Source organism: Cupriavidus mimosae (assembly GCF_023952485.1).
GTDB lineage: Bacteria > Pseudomonadota > Gammaproteobacteria > Burkholderiales > Burkholderiaceae > Cupriavidus > Cupriavidus taiwanensis_C.
In genome coordinates this window covers 138,916-154,277 of the sequence record NZ_JALHRY010000011.1, presented here as the reverse complement: position 1 = coordinate 154,277, position 15,362 = coordinate 138,916, and the positions used below count along the sequence as shown (strand labels likewise).

General features: G+C 66.8%; 15 protein-coding genes. 2 read left to right on the top strand and 13 right to left on the bottom strand.

Annotation, left to right across the window (positions count from 1 at the left end; all coding sequences use genetic code 11):
* Positions 1–87 precede the first annotated feature (87 nt).
* A complete protein-coding gene (gene mltB / locus MKD50_RS20715) occupies positions 88–1,194 on the top strand; it encodes a lytic murein transglycosylase B (protein WP_252668500.1) in 1,107 nt (368 codons plus the stop codon).
* 66 nt (positions 1,195–1,260) lie between these two features.
* Here mltB and cysM read toward each other — a convergent pair whose 3' ends face one another.
* The 11 genes from cysM to cmk form a co-directional block, all read right to left on the bottom strand.
* Positions 1,261–2,163 carry a cysteine synthase CysM gene (cysM, locus tag MKD50_RS20710; protein ID WP_115706296.1) on the bottom strand — a complete coding sequence of 301 codons (903 nt, stop codon included), beginning with the start codon at positions 2,161–2,163 and terminating at the stop codon, positions 1,261–1,263.
* A 137-nt stretch (positions 2,164–2,300) separates the two neighbouring features.
* Positions 2,301–3,602: a solute carrier family 23 protein gene (locus MKD50_RS20705; protein WP_115706295.1), complete on the bottom strand. Its 1,302-nt coding sequence runs from the start codon at positions 3,600–3,602 to the stop codon at positions 2,301–2,303.
* Between the two features lie 236 nt (positions 3,603–3,838).
* Positions 3,839–4,234, bottom strand: a complete 396-nt coding sequence (locus MKD50_RS20700; protein ID WP_252668499.1) for a ComEA family DNA-binding protein — start codon at positions 4,232–4,234, stop codon at positions 3,839–3,841.
* 164 nt (positions 4,235–4,398) lie between these two features.
* Positions 4,399–5,394 (bottom strand): ADP-glyceromanno-heptose 6-epimerase, encoded by a 996-nt coding sequence (rfaD, locus tag MKD50_RS20695; RefSeq protein WP_115706293.1) that lies wholly within the window; start codon positions 5,392–5,394, stop codon positions 4,399–4,401.
* A 27-nt stretch (positions 5,395–5,421) separates the two neighbouring features.
* On the bottom strand, positions 5,422–6,369 hold the full coding sequence (gene rfaE1 / locus MKD50_RS20690; RefSeq protein WP_062797352.1) for a D-glycero-beta-D-manno-heptose-7-phosphate kinase: 948 nt from the start codon (positions 6,367–6,369) through the stop codon (positions 5,422–5,424).
* Positions 6,370–6,449: 80 nt separating this feature from the next.
* A complete protein-coding gene (locus MKD50_RS20685) occupies positions 6,450–7,841 on the bottom strand; it encodes a UDP-glucose dehydrogenase family protein (protein ID WP_252668498.1) in 1,392 nt (463 codons plus the stop codon).
* A 36-nt stretch (positions 7,842–7,877) separates the two neighbouring features.
* Positions 7,878–9,107 (bottom strand): lipopolysaccharide assembly protein LapB, encoded by a 1,230-nt coding sequence (lapB, locus tag MKD50_RS20680; protein ID WP_240073885.1) that lies wholly within the window; start codon positions 9,105–9,107, stop codon positions 7,878–7,880.
* A gap of 3 nt (positions 9,108–9,110) precedes the next feature.
* Positions 9,111–9,452: a lipopolysaccharide assembly protein LapA domain-containing protein gene (locus MKD50_RS20675; protein ID WP_252668497.1), complete on the bottom strand. Its 342-nt coding sequence runs from the start codon at positions 9,450–9,452 to the stop codon at positions 9,111–9,113.
* Positions 9,453–9,735: 283 nt separating this feature from the next.
* The gene (locus tag MKD50_RS20670; RefSeq protein ID WP_252668496.1) at positions 9,736–10,155 is read right to left on the bottom strand and encodes an integration host factor subunit beta; all 420 of its coding nucleotides are present in this window, start codon (positions 10,153–10,155) and stop codon (positions 9,736–9,738) included.
* Between the two features lie 30 nt (positions 10,156–10,185).
* A complete protein-coding gene (gene rpsA / locus MKD50_RS20665) occupies positions 10,186–11,880 on the bottom strand; it encodes a 30S ribosomal protein S1 (protein WP_062797346.1) in 1,695 nt (564 codons plus the stop codon).
* Positions 11,881–12,050: 170 nt separating this feature from the next.
* A complete protein-coding gene (cmk, locus tag MKD50_RS20660; protein ID WP_115706289.1) occupies positions 12,051–12,719 on the bottom strand; it encodes a (d)CMP kinase in 669 nt (222 codons plus the stop codon).
* 125 nt (positions 12,720–12,844) lie between these two features.
* Between cmk and MKD50_RS20655 the strand changes: the two genes are divergently transcribed.
* Positions 12,845–13,090 carry a DUF2061 domain-containing protein gene (locus MKD50_RS20655; RefSeq protein ID WP_252668494.1) on the top strand — a complete coding sequence of 82 codons (246 nt, stop codon included), beginning with the start codon at positions 12,845–12,847 and terminating at the stop codon, positions 13,088–13,090.
* On the opposite strand, the gene aroA is transcribed toward MKD50_RS20655, so the two are convergent.
* Positions 13,080–14,384 carry a 3-phosphoshikimate 1-carboxyvinyltransferase gene (aroA, locus tag MKD50_RS20650; protein WP_115706287.1) on the bottom strand — a complete coding sequence of 435 codons (1,305 nt, stop codon included), beginning with the start codon at positions 14,382–14,384 and terminating at the stop codon, positions 13,080–13,082. The two genes, MKD50_RS20655 and aroA, sit on opposite strands and share 11 nt — an antisense overlap.
* A 53-nt stretch (positions 14,385–14,437) precedes the next feature.
* Positions 14,438–15,337: a prephenate dehydrogenase gene (locus MKD50_RS20645; RefSeq protein ID WP_240073881.1), complete on the bottom strand. Its 900-nt coding sequence runs from the start codon at positions 15,335–15,337 to the stop codon at positions 14,438–14,440.
* Between the last annotated feature and the right edge of the window lie 25 nt (positions 15,338–15,362).

The following is a 15,362-nucleotide window of genomic DNA, read 5'->3' as shown; positions in this document are numbered from 1 at the left end:
GCAGCGCCGGCGCGCCATGCCGCACCCGCCGCGCCGCGGATGCCGCGGTGGCATCCGCTATACTCGGTGCGACTTGCAAAGGACACCATGACCGACACCCAGCGCTCACTGCGACGCCCCCTGCTGGGCGCCGCGCTTTCCGCTGCCGCACTCGGACTCTGCGGCCTCTCCCCCAGCCTGCTCGCCGCCGGCAAACGCCGCGTCAGCGTGCGCGAGGAGGAAATCGAACCCGGCCGCTACCGCGACAACCCGCAAGCACGTGCCTTTATCGACGAGATGGTGGCGCGCCACGGCTTTGACCGCGGCATGCTGCAGGAATGGTTCGGGCAGGCGGTCTACTCGGCCACCGTAGTACGGCTGATCATGCCGCCCGCCACCACCGGACGCAAAAGCTGGCGCACCTACCGCTCGCGCTTTATCGAGCCGATCCGCATCAATACCGGCGTGACCTTCTGGCAGGACAACCGCGACACGCTGCGCCGCGCCGAAACCGAATTCGGCGTGCCGGCCTCGGTCATCGTCGGCATCATCGGCGTCGAAACCATCTATGGGCGCGACATGGGCTCGTTCCGCGTGCTCGATTCGCTGTCGACGCTGGCGTTCGACTACCCGGCCACGCCCAACCGCGAAGCCCGCAGCACGCTGTTCCGCAACCAGCTGGCCGACTACCTGCTGTGGTGCCGCGACTCCCGCACCGACGTCTACTCGGTGCTGGGCTCGTACGCCGGCGCCATCGGCATTCCGCAGTTCATGCCGACCAGCCTGCGCGAATACGCCCTCGACTACGACAACAACGGCCACATCGACCTGCGCAACAGCCCCACCGACGCCATCGGCAGCGTGGCACGCTTCCTGCAGCTGCACGGCTGGGAGCCGGGCCGTCCGGTGGTGTGGCGCATCGCCCCCGACACCGGCAGCCTGGGCATCGCCACCGCGGCTGCCGATGGCGAGCCGTGGCCGACCCGCACCCTCAACCAGCTGACCCGCGCCGGGCTGCGCGTGGACGAGCCCATCAACCTGGCGCGCGAAGGCGAAACCGGCGTGCTGGTGGTGGACCTGCCCACGCCCGACCAGCCCACCGAGTACCTGCTCGGCCTGCGCAATTTCTACGTGCTGACGCGGTACAACCGCAGCTTCTTCTATGCGCTGGCGGTGTACCAGCTGGGCGAGGCGGTCAAGGCGGCGATGGGCTGAGGCGGCATGGCCAAAGCAAAAAAGGCCTCGCAGCAGCGAGGCCTTTTTTGATTGCAACGCTGCGGATCAGGCCGGGAACACGCCGGTCGACAGGTAGCGGTCGCCGCGGTCGCACACCACGAAGACGATGGTGGCGTTCTCGACTTCTTCGGCGACGCGCAATGCCACGCACAGCGCACCGGCGGCGGAAATACCGCAGAAGATACCCTCTTCCGATGCCATGCGGCGCGCCATGTGCTCGGCATCGGCCTGGCTGACCGGCTCGGTGCGGTCGATGAACTTGGGATCGTAGATCTTGGGCAGATACGCTTCGGGCCACTTGCGGATGCCCGGGATGCGCGAGCCTTCGGCCGGCTGCGCGCCGACGATCTGGATCGCGGGATTCTGCTCCTTGAGGAAGCGCGACACGCCGGTGATGGTGCCGGTGGTGCCCATCGCGGAAACGAAATGGGTGATGCGGCCGTCGGTATCGCGCCAGATTTCGGGGCCGGTGCCCTCGTAGTGCGCCTGCGGGTTGTCCGGATTGGCAAACTGGTCGAGGATCACGCCCTTGCCGTCGCGCTCCATCGAATCGGCCAGGTCGCGCGCATATTCCATGCCGCCCTTGACCGGCGTCAGGATGATCTCGGCGCCGTAGGCGGCCATGCTCTGCCGGCGCTCGAGGCTGAGGTCCTCGGGCATGATCAGCACCATCTTGTAGCCGCGGATGGCGGCCGCCATCGCCAGCGCGATGCCGGTATTGCCCGAGGTCGCTTCGATCAGGGTATCGCCCGGCTTGATGCGACCGCGCGCTTCGGCCCGCGCGATCATCGACACCGCCGGGCGGTCCTTGACCGAACCGGCCGGATTGTTGCCTTCGAGCTTGCCGAGGATCACATTGCCGCGCGCGTCGTTGGCGGCGCCGGGGATGCGCTGCAGTCTGACCAGCGGCGTGTTGCCGATGGTGTCTTCAATTGTCTTGTAGGCCATGGGGCGAAGGAAGGTCGCAAACGGGGGAATCCGGAGGATTCCGGTGGATTCCAATTCGCCGGCCATTGTAATCCAGACCCCTATCCCCTCGCCGGCAGGCGGGATTTGCTCTGCCGCCCGCCCGCTTGCGTCGTGGCTCAATCCTCTTCGCGGTTACCTTCGCCCAGCAGGTGATACAGCAGGATGCAGCCGAAGGTGGCGGTGCCGATGCCGCCCAGCGTCATGCCGCCCAGCTTCAGCGTCAGGTCCCCGGCCGCCACCGTCAGCGTGGCGCCCACCGTGATCAGGTTGCGCGAGCTGGAGAAATCCACGTGGTTCTGCACCCAGATGCGGCCTGCGGTGGCCGCGATCAGGCCGAACACGACGATGGTCAGGCCGCCGATCACCGGCCCCGGGATGGTCAGGATCAGGGCGCCGAACTTGGGCGAGAAGCCCAGCAGGATGGCCACGGCGGCCGCCACCACGAAAATCAGCGTCGAATAGATCTTGGTGACCGCCATCACCCCCATGTTCTCGGCATAGGTGGTCACGCCGGTGCCGCCGCCGCTGGCCGACAGCATGGTAGCGATGCCGTCGCCGATAAAGGCGCGGCCGATGTACGGATCCAGGTTGCGGCCCGTCATCACGCCGATGGCCTTGATATGGCCGAGGTTCTCGGCCACCAGCACGATCGCCACCGGCGCGATCAGCAGCATCGCGCCGAGCTCGAACGTCGGCGCGGTGAACGCCGGCAGGCCGAACCAGCTGGCGGCGGCCACGCCGGAAAAATCGATCGGCTTGCCCAGCCCCATCACGTTGGTGCCCAGGTAATAGGCAACGTAGCCGGCCAGGCCGCCGATCAGCACCGGCAGGCGGCCGATCATGCCGGGCGCGCGCACCGCGACCAGCCCCACCGCGACCACGGTGAGCAGCCCCACCCAGGTATCGAGCGCCGCGCCGCTGACCGCCTTGACCGCCACCGGGGCCAGGTTCAGCCCGATCGCCGCGACGATGGCGCCGGTCACCACCGGCGGCATCAGCTTTTCCACCCAGGCGTAGCCCACCGCCTGCACCACCAGACCGATCACGGTGTACAGCGCACCGGCGGCAATGATGCCGCCCAGCGCCACCGGGATATTGAGATTGGGGCCGCTGCCGGCATAGCCGGTGGCGGCAATCACCACCGCAATGAAGGCAAAGCTGGAGCCCAGGTAGCTGGGAACCCGGCCGCGCACGCACAGGAAGAAGATCAGCGTGCCGATGCCGGAAAACAGGATGGCGATATTCGGGTTGAAGCCCATCAGGATCGGCGCGATGGCGGTCGAGCCGAACATCGCCACCACGTGCTGGATTCCGGCCAGCAGCGTCTGCCCCGCGGGCAGCCGCTCATCAGGGCCGATCACGCCTTCGGTCTTGAGCCGCCATTGCGGCAGGAATCCCGCGTCCTCGCCATTCGCCATATTGTCTTGCTCCCTGTGGTCCGGGCTGGCCACCGGATCGGCGGCCGCCGCGCTTGTGCCTGGTTGTTAGGTGTGGAATGCCGGTCGGCAGCCGCGCGGCAGGTCCTGCCTGCGCGGCGTCCGCATGATACTCCGCCGCCACGGGGGCTGCGAAGCCGGCAAGCTTTAGCACAACGCATACCAGCCACAACGCACCCGGACGCAGCACGACCGGTCACAGGGCAGCAGTGGCGATGCTAGCGGGCCGGCTTTGCCGGTGCAGGCGTTGCCTTTGCCCCCTTGGCGGGCGCCGGCGTGGCCGCCGGTGCAGCGGATGGCGTGGCGGCGGCCGACCCCTTGCCGGCAATGGTCAGGCCGGCGTCCTGCAGCTTGGCCACGGACTTGGACCCGATGCCGCTGACGCGCTCGGCCAGGTCGGCGGCGTCCTTGTACGGCCCGCGCTTGTTGCGCTCTTCGACGATGTGGCGGGCCGTGGCCGGGCCCACGCCCTTGACGGAGGTCAGCGCCGCCTCGTCGGCGGTGTTGACGTCGACCGCGGCACGCGCGGTACCGCCGGCGAGCAGGCACACGGTTGCCGCGAGGGAGATCAGGGAAAAACGCCGGGCAAGTTGCCGGATCCAGTGCATGGCCATGAAGGCTCTCCTTTCCTGTGGATGGTCTGAGGTACCACCCCCGCCGGGGCGGCGAGGTCAGGTCAGGATAGGGGCGCGCCGCGAGGGCGGCGCATGCGGCAACAAAAGTTGACACCGGCCGCACGAAAGCGTGTCAGCCGGCGCAGGGCAGGAACGATGCGGATTCAGCCGTTGCGCTCGAGCAGCCAGCGGCAGTAGCGCGCCACGCCTTCCTCGACGGTCAGGAAGCGCTCGCCGTAGCCGGCGCCGCGCAGCTTGGACACATCGGACTGCGTAAAGCACTGGTACTTGCCGCGCAGTGCGTCGGGAAACTTGACGTACTCGACCAGCCCTTCCTGCACCAGGTCGTCCAGCGACAGCGGCGCCTTGCCTTCGGCCTCGCGCAGCGTGTTGACCACGGTCGCGGCGATGTCGTTGAACGGCTGGGCGCGGCCGGTACCCAGGTTGAAGATGCCGGACTTCTCCGGATGGTCGAAGAAGAACAGGTTGACCTTGACCACGTCCTCGACCGAGACGAAGTCGCGGCTTTGCATGCCAGGGCCATAGCCGCCGTATTCGCCGAACAGCTTCACCGTGCCGTCGGCGCGGAACTGGTTGAAGTTGTGGAACGCCACCGAGGCCATGCGGCCCTTGTGCGTTTCACGCGGCCCGTACACGTTGAAGTAGCGGAAGCCGACGATCTGCGACAGCGCCGACGGCAGCCGGCGCCGCACGATCTGGTCGAACAGGAACTTGGAGTAGCCGTACACGTTGAGCGGACGCTCGAACTCGCGGTCCTCGCGGAACACCTGCGAGGCGCCGTAGGTCGCCGCCGACGATGCGTAGAGGAACTGCGTGCCCTGCTCCAGGCAGCTCTCCATCAGCGACAGCGTGTAGCGGTAGTTGTTCTCCATCATATAGCGGCCGTCGGTCTCCATGGTGTCGGAGCAGGCGCCTTCATGGAACACCGCGCGGACCTTGCCGAACTCGCCGCGGGCAAAGCGCGCGAGGAAGTCCTGCTTGTCCAGGTAATCGGAGATCTCGCAGTCGACCAGGTTGTGGAACTTGTCGGCGCGGGACAGGTTGTCGACGGCGATGACGTTGGTCTCGCCGCGTTCGTTCAGGCCCTTGACGAGATTGCTGCCGATAAAACCCGCGGCACCGGTGACGATGATGGTCATGGTCGGATCAGGATGGGGCGCCGCGCCTCAGGCAGCGGCGCCGAACAATTCGGGATAAGTGACGACGGCGGTGCCCAGCTTGCCGACCACGATGCCGCCGGCGCGATTGGCATGCTGCACGGCTTCCTTTAGCGGCACGCCCGCACCCATCATGGTGGCAAGCGTGGCGATCACGGTGTCGCCGGCACCGGATACATCATAGACTTCGCGGGCCTGTGCCGAGACGTGCAGCACTTCGGCTTCGGTATAGAGCGTCATGCCCTCTTCCGAGCGCGTGAGCAGCAGCGCTTCGAGCTGCAGCGCGCGGCGCAGGTTCTGCGCGCGGATGGTCAGGTCGGCCTCGGTCTTCCAGGCGCCGACCACGGCACGCATCTCGGCGCGGTTGGGGGTGATGAGGGTGGCGCCGCGATAGCGAGAGTAGTCGTCGCCCTTGGGATCGACCAACACCTTGCGGCCGGCCGCGCGGCCGGCGTCGATCATGCGCGTGACGTGGGTCAGCCCGCCCTTGCCGTAGTCGGACAGCACCAGCACCTGGTAATCGTTGACCAGGCCCTGGAACTTGTCCTGTACCGCGAGCAGCACTTCATGCGCCGGCGTGTTCTCGAAATCCACGCGCAGCAGTTGCTGCTGGTGCGCCACCACACGCAGCTTGATGGTGGTGTTGATCTTGGCATCGCGGTGCAGGTAGGGCTGCACGTGGCTTTCGGCCAGCAGCGCCTCGAGCGTGCGCGCCGGCTCGTCGTCGCCGACCACGCCCAGCATGCCGACGCGCGCGCCCAGCGCCGCGGCGTTGCGGGCCACGTTGGCGGCGCCGCCCAGGCGCTCGTCGCTGCGCTTGACCTGCACCACCGGCACCGGCGCTTCCGGCGAAATGCGCTCGACGTCGCCGAACCAATACCGGTCCAGCATCATGTCGCCGACCACCAGGATATGGGACTGCCGGATCTGCTCCTGCGGAATGACGGTCTTGTTCATGAAGATCCTTGGCAATATCGCGGCGGCAGCGGCCGCCGCGTTAGCTTATCGGTTGATGAGTCCGTTGACCCGCGTGCGCCTCATTCGTTCGCCGGCGGCACAGCCTTGCGGGTCGGGCGGCCGATGGCGTGGTATTCCACACCGGTCTCGCGCATCGCCTCGGGCTCATACAGATTGCGTCCATCGAAGACCACCGGCGACTTCAGCCGCCGCTTGATCTGCCCGAAGTCAGGGCTGCGGAACACTTTCCATTCGGTCACGATCGCCAGCGCGTCGGCGCCGTCGAGCGCGTCCATCTGGTGCTGGTGGAAGCTCACGCGCGCCGCGCCCCCCGGCACGTCGGCCAGGTCCGCCTCGAGCACCCGGCGCGCCTCGGCCATCGAGACCGGGTCATGGACACGCAGCGACGCGCCGCGCGACACCAGCTCGCGCGCCAGCACGCGCGACGGCGCCTCGCGCATGTCGTCGGTATTGGGCTTGAAGGCCAGACCCCAGAGCGCAAAGACGCGGCCGGTCAGGTCCTCGCCAAAGCGGCGCACGATCTTTTCGCCCAGCACGCGCTTTTGCGCGCCATTGACGGCTTCCACCGCCTCCAGCACGCGCATCGGCTTGCCGTGGTCGGCGGCGGTGCGCATCAAAGCCTGCACGTCCTTGGGAAAGCACGATCCACCATAGCCAGCGCCGGCATACAGGAAACTGTAGCCGATGCGCGGGTCCGAGCCGATGCCCATGCGCACCAGCTCGATATCGACGCCGACTTCGTCGGCCAGGTTGGCCAGCTCGTTCATGAACGAGATGCGCGTGGCCAGCATCGAATTGGCCGCGTATTTGGTGAACTCGGCCGAGCGCACGTCCATGTAGAAGGTGCGTTCATGATGGCGGTTGAACGGCGCGTACAGCTGCCGCATGGTGGCCTGCGCGTGGCGGCCCGCGGCGTCGGCGTTGCAGCCCAGCACGATGCGGTCGGGGCGCATGAAGTCTTCGACCGCTGCACCCTCCTTCAGGAACTCGGGGTTCGACACCACCGAGAACTGCAGGTCTTCCAGCCCGCGCGCGGCCAGTTCCTCGCGGATCGCGGCGGTGACGCGGTCACCGGTGCCCACCGGCACGGTCGACTTGTCGACCACCACCTTGAACCCGGTCATGTGGCGGCCGATATTGCGGGCCGCCGCCAGCACGTACTTGAGGTCGGCCGAGCCGTCCTCGTCCGGCGGCGTGCCCACCGCGATGAACTGCACGTCGGCATGCTCGACACTGGCGGCCACGTCGGTGGAAAAGGTCAGGCGGCCGGCTTCGCGGTTGCGCTGGATCAGTTCCTGCAGGCCGGGCTCGTAGATCGGCACGCCGCCCGCGTTGAGCAGCGCGATCTTCTGCTCGTCCAGGTCCAGGCAGAACACGTCGTTGCCCTGCTCCGCCAGGCAGGCGCCGGTGACGAGACCGACGTAGCCGCTGCCGATAATGGTGACTTTCATAGCTTCAATTCACATCCGTTGCACGGCCACCGGGAATCAGCCGAGCGTTTCGGAACGCCGCGGGGCATAGGTTTCCCAGCGGTTGCAACCAGGGCACTGCCAATAGAACAGCCGCGCACGGAAACCGCATTCGCGGCAGGTATAGCGTGCCATGTTGCGCGTGCGCAGTTGCAGCAGGTCGCGGATGGCGGTGGTTTCCTTGGCCTCGTCACCGTCCTCGGCGCCTTCGGCCTGGCCAGTCGCAGCCTCGGCCACCGCGGCCTGCGCGGCGGGCTCGGCGGCCACTGCCGCCTGCGCCTCGAAGTACTTGGTCAGCGCCAGCAGCGTGGGCTGGCGGCGCAGCTGTTCGCGCATCAGGCGCGCCGCGGCTTCGGCGCCGTTCACTTCCAGTTCGGCCTTGTACGCGGTGTCGAGCACCTCGGGCGCGAGCTTGCCCTTGAGCAAGCCGCGCAGCCATTCCAGCGCCACGCCTTGCTCGTCCAGGGCGGCATAGGCCTTGACCACGCGCTCGGCCACCAGCGGCAGGAAGGCGGCGTCCTGGCGCTCGATGCCGAGCCAGTGACCCAGCGCCGCGCGCGCATCGCCCGCCGCGGCGGCGACGTCGCCCAGCAAGATCGGCGCGCGCACGTTGGCGGGATTCTCGGCCACGGCCTGGTTCAGCCATTTCACCGCGTCTTCGGGGCGCTTGCGCTGCAGCGCGTCCTGCGCCAGCTCGCAGCAGAACTGCGCGATTTGCACGCTGTAGCTCTTCTGCTCCAGCGTCTGCAGCTCACGCGCGGCATCGATGGCCTTCTGCCATTCCTTTTCGACCTCGTAGAGCTCGAGCAGCACGCGCTTGGCCGATGCCGCGTAAGGTCCCGACATCAGCCGGCGCAGCGATTCCTCGGCACGGTCTAGCAGGCCCGCGCGCAGGTAGTCTTCGCCCAGCTCGAACAGCGCATGCTCGCGCTCGGGCTCGGGCAGATCGGGGCGCGTGGCCAGGTTCTGGTGCACGCGGATGGCACGCTCGGTTTCGCCGCGGCGCCGGAACAGCGCGCCCAGCGCAAAGTGCAGTTCGGTGGTTTCCGGGTCCAGCCGTGCAACTTCGACAAAGGCATCGATGGCCTTGTCGGGCTGCTCGTTGAGCAGGAAGTTGAGTCCCTTGAAGTAGGAGCGCGGCAAGGCACCCTGCTCGCTGATCATCTGGCGCACGTCGAAGCGCGCCGCCATCCAGCCAAGGCCAAAGACAAGTGGCAGCACCAACAGCCACCAGGTTTCGAACATCATGGATCAGACTTTCGGGCCGACTACGTTATAGGGAGACTTGCCGTCGCGCGGCACCGGGGCGGCGCTTGCGGGGGCCGCCGATGGCGCCGCCGCGGGCGTCCGTGCATCCGCGGCCGCGCGGCGCAGCCTGGCCAGTTCCATGCGCTGGCGCATCAGTCCGGGCGCCACCGAGGCCAGCGCCGCCACCGCGCCCAGCGCGAACGCGGCAAACAGGATCAGGATCAGCGGCGCATGCCAGACGGCATTGAAGAACAGCTGCAGCGAGGCCTCTGCGGTATTGCGCAGGGCCAGCACGAACAGCAGCACGAATACGACGATGCGGACGATCCAGGCAAACAGTTTCATGCGGGTAGGCGGCGAGGCAGCGTGGCGTTGGGGCAGGCAGGCGCGGAGGCAGCGGCTAACAGGACGCTCCGTGCAAGGCCCGGCAAAGACCCCGGCATTGTAACGGAATCACTTCACGGATTCGGTAACGTGGCGGTAACGGCGTGCCGGCCCGCGCCTCGCGGGCGTGGACGGTGTGCCTGGCAGGCGCGGCGGCATGCCGCCCCGGTTTGCATCGACCAAAAAAAAAGCGCCCCAAGGGACGCTTTTTTCACAACTCAGTAGCAGGCAGTGCCAGTCGAAGTCAGGAACGAATGAAATCCAGTCCGCTCTCGTGCAACCCCGTCGGCGCGGCGGATGCCGCGCCCTGGCCTGCCTTGCCCGGCAGGACTTGCGCCGTGCCGCCGGAATGGCCGTTGCCATTGACGCCCGCGGGCGCCGGCTGGCTGCGGTCAACCCGTTCGCGCAATTCCTTGCCCGCCTTGAAGTGCGGCACCCGTTTTTCAGGTACCAGCACCCGCTCGCCGGACTTGGGATTGCGCCCCACGCGAGGCGGACGCCGGTTCAGACCAAAACTGCCGAATCCGCGGATCTCGATGCGGTGGCCGTCGGCCAACGCTTCGGACATCGCGTCGAGTATCGTTTTCACCGAGATGTCCGCATCCCGCAGCAGCAGCTGGGGGAAGCGGGCAGCCAGTTTTTCGACAAGCTCCGACTTGGTCATGGGCATACGCGCAAGCGCGGGGGCCTGCGATTACTGGTTGTCCTGGCCGAGCTTGGCCTTCAGCAGGGCGCCGAGGTTGGTCGTGCCAGCCGTGCCGGTGTCGGCCTGGAACTTCTGCATCGCTTCCTGTTGCTCTGCGCTGTCCTTGGCCTTGATCGACAGGTTGATGTTGCGCGACTTGCGGTCGACGTTCACCACCAGGGCGGTGATCTGCTCGCCTTCCTTCAGCACGTTGCGGGCATCTTCCACGCGGTCGGCGGAGATTTCCGAAGCGCGCAGGTAGCCTTCGACGTCGTCGGCCAGCTGGACCACGGCACCCTTGGCGTCAACGGCCTTGATCGTGCCCTGCACCAGCGAACCCTTGTCGTTGGCCGAGATGAAGTTGTTGAACGGATCGCCCGACAGCTGCTTGATGCCCAGCGAGATGCGTTCCTTGTCGACGTCGATGCCCAGTACCACGGCTTCGACTTCGTCGCCCTTCTTGTACTTGCGCACGGCCTCTTCGCCGGACTCTTGCCAGGACAGGTCGGACAGGTGCACCAGGCCGTCGATACCGCCAGGCAGGCCGATGAACACGCCGAAGTCGGTGATCGACTTGATCTGGCCGGCGAGCTTGTCGCCCTTCTTGTGGTTACGCGAGAAATCGTCCCACGGGTTGGCCTTGCACTGCTTCATGCCCAGGCTGATACGACGCTTGTCTTCGTCGATATCCAGCACCATGACTTCCACTTCGTCGCCCAGCTGGACCACCTTGGACGGGGCCACGTTCTTGTTGGTCCAGTCCATTTCCGACACGTGCACCAGGCCTTCGATGCCGGCTTCGATCTCGACGAACGCGCCGTAGTCGGTCAGGTTGGTGACCTTGCCGAACAGGCGGGTGCCTTGCGGGTAGCGGCGCGAGATGCCGACCCACGGATCTTCGCCCAGCTGCTTCACGCCCAGCGAGACGCGGTTCTTTTCCTGGTCGAACTTGAGGATCTTGGCGGTGATTTCCTGGCCAACCGACAGCACTTCGCTCGGGTGGCGGACACGGCGCCAGGCCAGGTCGGTGATGTGCAGCAGGCCGTCGATGCCGCCCAGGTCAACGAACGCACCGTAGTCGGTGATGTTCTTGACGATACCGTTGACGATGGCGCCTTCCTTCAGGGTTTCCATCAGCTTCTGGCGCTCTTCGCCCAGCGTGGCTTCGACCACGGCGCGGCGCGACAGCACAACGTTGTTGCGCTTGCGGTCCAGCTTGATGACCTTGAATTCCAGGGTCTTGCCTTCGTACGGGGTGGTGTCCTTGATCGGACGCACGTCAACCAGCGAGCCCGGCAGGAACGCGCGGATGCCGTTGACCATCACCGTCAGGCCGCCCTTGACCTTGCCGGTCACGGTACCCGAGATGATTTCGCCGTCTTCCAGGGCCTTCTCGAGGTTCAGCCACGAGGCCAGGCGCTTGGCCTTGTCGCGCGAGAGGATGGTGTCGCCATAGCCGTTCTCGAGTGCGTCGATGGCCACGGAGACGTAGTCGCCGGCCTGCACTTCGAGTTCGCCCTGGTCGTTCAGGAACTCCTCCACCGGCACAAATGCCTCGGACTTGAGGCCGGCATTGACGACCACGAAGTTGTGGTCGATGCGCACGACTTCAGCGGAGATCACTTCGCCAGCCTTCATATTGGAGCGGGCGATCGATTCCTCGAACAGTGCGGCAAAGGATTCGTTAGTTTGCAGGTCGGACATAAACGTAAGGTGAAATCCGCGGTACGCTGGCCGGCGCGACTATCGCGCTCAGTCTGCCAGTGCAGCGGGGTCAGGTTTGACAAAAGCCAGCGTCGGGCCGGTCAGGCATGTCCGGGCTGGCGCCATCTGGTGCGGGCGAGGTCCGTTCACTTGTCATGCGTCCGATGCGTTCATGCACCGGACCGCACAGCGGCAAACCACTCCAGCACCTGCGCCACCGCCTGATCCACCGTCATGTCGGAGGTATCGAGCAGCTTTGCATCCTCGGCGGGACGCAGCGGTGCGGCGGCACGGGTTCGATCCCGCGCGTCGCGCGCCTCGAGGTCACGCAAAAGGTCTTCGATATTAGCAGAAATTCCCTTATCAATCAATTGTTTATAGCGCCTGCGCGCGCGCGCCTCGACACTCGCGGTCAGGAACACCTTGAGCTGGGCGTCCGGGAAGATCACGGTGCCCATGTCGCGGCCGTCCGCCACCAGCCCGGGCAGCTTGCGGAAGCTGCGCTGCAGCTGGGTCAGCGCGTCGCGCACCGGCTGGTGCACGGCGATGGCCGAGGCGCGGTTGCCGATCGCCTCGGCGCGGATGGCCAGGCTCACTTCCTCGCCTTGCAGCCAGACGCGGTCGGGCCCGAACTTCACATCGAGGCGCGACGCGATCCGCGCCAGGGCGTCCATGTCGGCCAGGTCAACACCCGCGCGGTCGCTGGCCAGCGCTACCAGCCGGTACAGCGCGCCGCTGTCGAGCAGGTGGAAGCCCACCGCGTCGGCAACCTTGTGCGCCACCGTGCCCTTGCCGGAGGCAGTCGGTCCGTCAATGGTGATGACGTTGACGATAGTCATTGCTTATGGCACCCAGTGAAACGATTGATTGTTAATTCTATTGAGAATCATTACTATTTGATCCATGGCATCGCGCCGCGGCAAGCGCAGCGCATCCCTCAGTATTGGTCGCGAGGCAATCTACCATGACAAAAACCCTGACGTTCGGCATCATGCACCTCGGCATCGCGTTCAGCGTGACCTATGCGCTGACCGGCAGTCTGGCCGTGAGCGGTGCCGTCACCTTTATCGAACCGGCCATCAATACCGTGGCCCACTACTTCTTCGACCGGTATTGGGACAAGCGCGAACATCGCCAGGCGTCGGCGGCCGGCGGCAGCGCCGCAGCGCCTGCCAACCCTGGCACCGGCGCCGATCTCGTCAGCGCGTGACGCCGGCGAACACGCTGAAGTAGTCCGGGAAGGTCTTCGCCACGCAGCCCGGATCATTGATCCGCACCGGCAACGGGCCGAACGCCGCCAGCGAGAAACACATTGCCATGCGATGGTCATCATAGGTGCCAATGCCGTCGGCCGGGGTCTGCCACGGCTGCGGCGGCGTCACGCGCAGGTAGTCGGCGCCTTCCTCGACCACGGCGCCCAGCTTGCGCAGTTCGGTCGCCATCGCGGCGATGCGGTCGGTTTCCTTGACGCGCCAGCTGGCGATATTGGTCAGCGTGGTGGTGCCTTCGGCAAACAGCGCTGCCACCGCCAGCGTCATGGCGGCATCGGGGATATGGTTGCAGTCCAGCTCGATGCCATGCAGGCGCCCGTCGTCGCGCTCGGTGCCGCGCACCTCGATCCAGTTGTCGCCCGCCATCACATTTGCGCCCATGCGGTTGAGCGCATCGGCAAAGCGCACATCGCCCTGGATGCTGGCCATGCCGACGCCTTCGACCCGCACCGGGCCGCCGCCGATCGCGCCGGCGGCCAGGAAATACGAAGCCGACGACGCATCGCCCTCGACAAAGATCTCGCCCGGCGAGCGGTAAGCCGCCCCTGCGGGCAGGATGAAACGCTCCCAGCCCTGCCGCTCCACCTCGATGCCGAAGCGCGCCAGCAGGTTCAGCGTGATCTCGATATACGGCTTGGAGATCAGCTCGCCCACTACTTCGATCTCGATGCGGCCGCTGGCGGACTGCGCCAGCGGCAGGCTCATCAGCAGCGCGGTCAGGAACTGGCTCGAGACATCGCCGCGCACGCGGATCGGCGCGTCGATGCGCAGGCTGGCCGGCTGGATATGCAGCGGCGGGAAGCCTTCGTTGCCGAGGTAGTCGATCACCGCGCCGACCTGGCGCAGGCCATCGACGAGGTCGCCGATCGGCCGCTCATGCATGCGCGGCACGCCGGACAACTTGTAGTTGCCGCCCTGCAGCGCCAGTGCGGCGGTCAGCGGACGGATCGCGGTGCCGGCATTGCCCATGAACAGCTCGGCCGACTTGTTGGGGAAGTTGCCGCCGGCGCCGGTGACGATGTAGTCGGCGCCCTCCTGCCGCCAGGCCACGCCCAGCGTGCGCAGCGCCTGCAGCATCACGCGGGTGTCGTCGGAGTCGAGCAGGTCGCGCACGCGGGTCTCGCCGTGGGCCAGCGCGGCCAGCAGCAGCACGCGGTTGGAGATGCTCTTCGAGCCCGGCAGCCGGACGGTGCCGTGGGCGCGGGTCAGGGGGCCTAGCGTCAGGTGTTCCATGGATGTCGTGGGCGCCGGGGCGCCGCGGTCAGGCGATTGGCCAGGGCCGGCCATCAGGGTTCGATATGGTTGTTGCCCGCGGCACGCTCGGCGCCCCAGGCCAGGCGGGTCTTGCTGGCGCGCGTGAAGATGCGCTCGAGCGCGTCGCCGTCGCCCTTCTCGATCAGCGTCTTCAGGTGCGCGAGCACCGACTGGTAAGTATTCAGTTCGCGCAGCAGGGCGTCGCGGTTGGCGACGCAGATGTCGCGCCACATCTCCGGCGACGAGGCCGCGATCCGCGTGAAGTCGCGAAAACCGCCGCCGGCAAAGCCCAGCTTCAGCGCCGCATCTTCGGCGTTGGCAACTTGCGCCACCAGCGCGTACGACAGCACGTGAGGCAGGTGGCTGACCGCGGCAAACACCGCGTCGTGCTGCACCGCCGACATCACGTGGCAATGCGCGCCGGCGCTTTCCCACATGGCGCGCACCGCGGCAACATCGGCGCGCGCGTTTTCCTGCAGCGGACACAGCACGGTCTTCTTGCCGTCGTACAGGCCTGGCAGCGCGGCCTCGACGCCGTTGAGCTCGCGCCCGGCGATCGGATGGGCGGGCACGAACTGCGCGGCCTTGTCGCCCAGCGCGGTCTTGGCGGCGATGATCACGTCGGACTTGGTGCTGCCGGCATCGGTGACGATGGTGCCCGGCTGCAGGTGCGGCTCGAGCGCATGCAGCAGCGCGAAGTTCTGCGCCACCGGCGCGCACAGCACGATCACGCTGGCGCCGCGCGCGGCATCGGCCAGCGTCGCGGCCTCGTCGATCACGCCCAGGTCCAGCGCCTTCTGCAGTGAAGCCGCCGAGCGCCCGACCCCCACCACCGTGCCTACCACGCCGGCGCGCTTGAGCGCCAGCGCGAGCGAGCCGCCGATCAGGCCGACGCCGACAATGACAACACGGGAAAAATGCAATGCACTCACAATCACAGGCCGCAAGCGGCAGTAG

What these genes read in the sequence shown, in the direction of transcription:
- MKD50_RS20685 (WP_252668498.1), bottom strand. Translation starts at nt 7,841, where the DNA reads ATGAAAGTCACCATTATCGGCAGCGGCTACGTCGGTCTCGTCACCGGC.
- MKD50_RS20655 (WP_252668494.1), top strand. Translation starts at nt 12,845, where the DNA reads ATGACAAAAACCCTGACGTTCGGCATCATGCACCTCGGCATCGCGTTC.
- cysM (WP_115706296.1), bottom strand. Translation starts at nt 2,163, where the DNA reads ATGGCCTACAAGACAATTGAAGACACCATCGGCAACACGCCGCTGGTC.
- lapB (WP_240073885.1), bottom strand. Translation starts at nt 9,107, where the DNA reads ATGATGTTCGAAACCTGGTGGCTGTTGGTGCTGCCACTTGTCTTTGGC.
- rfaE1 (WP_062797352.1), bottom strand. Translation starts at nt 6,369, where the DNA reads ATGAACAAGACCGTCATTCCGCAGGAGCAGATCCGGCAGTCCCATATC.
- MKD50_RS20705 (WP_115706295.1), bottom strand. Translation starts at nt 3,602, where the DNA reads ATGGCGAATGGCGAGGACGCGGGATTCCTGCCGCAATGGCGGCTCAAG.
- aroA (WP_115706287.1), bottom strand. Translation starts at nt 14,384, where the DNA reads ATGGAACACCTGACGCTAGGCCCCCTGACCCGCGCCCACGGCACCGTC.
- MKD50_RS20670 (WP_252668496.1), bottom strand. Translation starts at nt 10,155, where the DNA reads ATGACCAAGTCGGAGCTTGTCGAAAAACTGGCTGCCCGCTTCCCCCAG.
- mltB (WP_252668500.1), top strand. Translation starts at nt 88, where the DNA reads ATGACCGACACCCAGCGCTCACTGCGACGCCCCCTGCTGGGCGCCGCG.
- rfaD (WP_115706293.1), bottom strand. Translation starts at nt 5,394, where the DNA reads ATGACCATCATCGTCACCGGTGCCGCGGGTTTTATCGGCAGCAATCTC.
- MKD50_RS20675 (WP_252668497.1), bottom strand. Translation starts at nt 9,452, where the DNA reads ATGAAACTGTTTGCCTGGATCGTCCGCATCGTCGTATTCGTGCTGCTG.
- MKD50_RS20700 (WP_252668499.1), bottom strand. Translation starts at nt 4,234, where the DNA reads ATGGCCATGCACTGGATCCGGCAACTTGCCCGGCGTTTTTCCCTGATC.
- cmk (WP_115706289.1), bottom strand. Translation starts at nt 12,719, where the DNA reads ATGACTATCGTCAACGTCATCACCATTGACGGACCGACTGCCTCCGGC.
- rpsA (WP_062797346.1), bottom strand. Translation starts at nt 11,880, where the DNA reads ATGTCCGACCTGCAAACTAACGAATCCTTTGCCGCACTGTTCGAGGAA.